General features: G+C 69.9%; 5 protein-coding genes and 1 pseudogene. All 6 read left to right on the plus strand.

Translation table 11 applies throughout. From position 1 onward, the window contains the following. Nucleotides 1-153, plus strand: a 153-nt coding sequence (gene rpmC, locus ACTUAL_RS25290; RefSeq protein ID WP_440902001.1) for a 50S ribosomal protein L29, incomplete at its 5' end; no start/stop codon positions are given. After that, complete coding sequence (rpsQ, locus tag ACTUAL_RS25295) at nucleotides 150-443, plus strand: 30S ribosomal protein S17 (protein ID WP_440901998.1); 294 nt, start codon at nucleotides 150-152, stop codon at nucleotides 441-443. The genes rpmC and rpsQ, both read left to right, overlap by 4 nt. 7 nt (nucleotides 444-450) lie before the next feature. Further along, on the plus strand, nucleotides 451-819 hold the full coding sequence (gene rplN, locus ACTUAL_RS25300; RefSeq protein WP_336920723.1) for a 50S ribosomal protein L14: 369 nt from the start codon (nucleotides 451-453) through the stop codon (nucleotides 817-819). After that, complete coding sequence (rplX, locus tag ACTUAL_RS25305; protein ID WP_440901999.1) at nucleotides 819-1,196, plus strand: 50S ribosomal protein L24; 378 nt, start codon at nucleotides 819-821, stop codon at nucleotides 1,194-1,196. Before rplN ends, rplX begins: the two co-directional genes overlap by 1 nt. After that, entirely contained in the window at nucleotides 1,193-1,783 is a 591-nt protein-coding gene (gene rplE / locus ACTUAL_RS25310) for a 50S ribosomal protein L5 (RefSeq protein WP_440902000.1), read from the plus strand. The genes rplX and rplE overlap by 4 nt, the downstream gene beginning before the upstream one ends. Nucleotides 1,784-1,799: 16 nt before the next feature. Then, nucleotides 1,800-1,979 (plus strand): annotated as a pseudogene (locus tag ACTUAL_RS25315) (type Z 30S ribosomal protein S14); the annotation flags it as partial. Nucleotides 1,980-2,129: the final 150 nt, after the last annotated feature.

Consider the following 2,129-nt stretch of genomic DNA (forward strand, 5'->3'; position numbering starts at 1 on the left):
AAGGAGGAGCTGTTCAACCTGCGCTTCGCCTCGGCCACCGGCCAGCTGGAGAGCCACGGCCGGCTCAAGGCCGTCAAGCGGGACATCGCCCGGATCTACACCGTGATGCGTGAGCGCGAGCTCGGCATCACCACCCAGGAGGTCGCATCGTGAGCACCGAGACCAACGGGGCCGTCGAGGCGGCCGCCCAGGACCGGGGCAACCGCAAGGTGCGCCGCGGCTACGTCGTCAGCGACACGATGGACAAGACCGTCGTCGTCGCCGTCGAGGACCGCGTCAAGCACCCCCTGTACGGCAAGGTCCTGCGCCGCACCAGCAAGGTGAAGGCGCACGACGAGCAGAACACCGCCGGCGTCGGCGACCTCGTGCTGCTGATGGAGACCCGACCGCTGTCGGCCACCAAGCGCTGGCGCGTCGTCGAGGTCGTCGAGAAGGCGAAGTGAGGCACCAGTGATCCAGCAGGAGTCCCGGCTCAAGGTCGCCGACAACACCGGTGCGAAGGAGATCCTCTGCATCCGTGTCCTCGGTGGCTCCGGTCGACGCTACGCCGGCATCGGCGACACCATCGTCGCGACCGTCAAGGACGCGATCCCCGGTGGCAACGTGAAGCGCGGTGACGTGGTCAAGGCCGTCGTCGTCCGCACGGTCAAGGAGCGGCGCCGTCCCGACGGCAGCTACATCCGCTTCGACGAGAACGCCGCCGTCATCCTGCGCAACGACGGCGACCCCCGCGGCACCCGCATCTTCGGGCCGGTGGGTCGCGAGCTGCGCGACAAGAAGTTCATGAAGATCATCTCGCTGGCACCGGAGGTGCTGTGATGGCCGGCCGGCAGACGGGCAAGGCCCGTGTCCGCACCCGCATCAAGAAGGGTGACACCGTCGTCGTCATCGCCGGCGCCGACAAGGGGAAGACCGGCAAGGTCATCTCCGTCGACCGGGAGACCGGTCGGGTGCTCGTCGAGGGCGTCAAGCGCGTGACCAAGCACGTGCGCGCGGGTCAGACGGGGCGCGGCTCGCGCACCGGCGGCCTCGTGCACACCGAGGCCCCGATCCACCTGTCGAACGTGGCGGTCGTGGACCCGGAGACCAAGCAGCCCACCCGCGTGGGCATCCGCACCGAGACCCAGGAGCGTGACGGCCGGGAGCGCACCGTGCGCGTCCGCGTCGCCAAGCGCTCGGGCAAGGACATCGCATGACCGACACCACCACCACGGCCCCCGAGGCCGCCGAGGCCGCCCCGGCCCCGCGGCTGAAGCTGCGCTACCGCGAGGAGATCCTCCCCGCGCTGCGCGAGGAGTTCGCCTACGCGAACGTCATGCAGGTGCCGGGCGTCGTCAAGGTCGTCGTCAACATGGGCGTCGGCGAGGCGGCCCGTGACTCCAAGCTCATCGACGGCGCCGTCCGCGACCTCACGGCCATCACCGGCCAGAAGCCGCAGGTCACCAAGGCCCGCAAGTCCATCGCGCAGTTCAAGCTCCGCGAGGGCATGCCGATCGGCGCGCACGTCACGCTGCGCGGGGACCGGATGTGGGAGTTCCTCGACCGCCTGCTGAGCGTGGCCCTGCCCCGCATCCGCGACTTCCGCGGGCTCAGCGACAAGCAGTTCGACGGCAGCGGCAACTACACCTTCGGCCTGACCGAGCAGGCGATGTTCCACGAGATCGACCAGGACCGCATCGACCGGGTCCGTGGCATGGACATCACCGTGGTCACCTCCGCCACCACCGACGACGAGGGACGCAGCCTGCTCCGCAAGCTCGGCTTCCCCTTCAAGAGCGCCTGAGGGGAGGAGGACCGACATGGCGAAGACCGCCCTCATCAACAAGGCCGCCCGCAAGCCCAAGTTCAAGGTGCGCGCCTACACCCGCTGCCAGAAGTGCGGGCGACCGCACTCGGTGTACCGCAAGTTCGGCCTGTGCCGCGTGTGCCTGCGCGAGATGGCCCACGCCGGCGAGGTGCCGGGGGCCACAAAGAGCGCCGGGTCTGTGCCCCGCGCCCCCGGCGCGGGACCCCCACCACCCCGTTCACGCTCCACCCCACGCACGACGCCGCAGGTCCCACGCGGAAACCACGGCGAGGAAGGGCTGAGGCCCGATGACGATGACCGACCCGATCGCGGACATGCTGAC

The sequence above is a fragment of the Actinosynnema sp. genome (assembly GCF_052038725.1).

Coding starts and splice junctions, on each gene's coding strand:
- rplX (WP_440901999.1), top strand. CDS start 819: ATGGCCGGCCGGCAGACGGGCAAGGCCCGTGTCCGCACCCGCATCAAG.
- rplE (WP_440902000.1), top strand. CDS start 1,193: ATGACCGACACCACCACCACGGCCCCCGAGGCCGCCGAGGCCGCCCCG.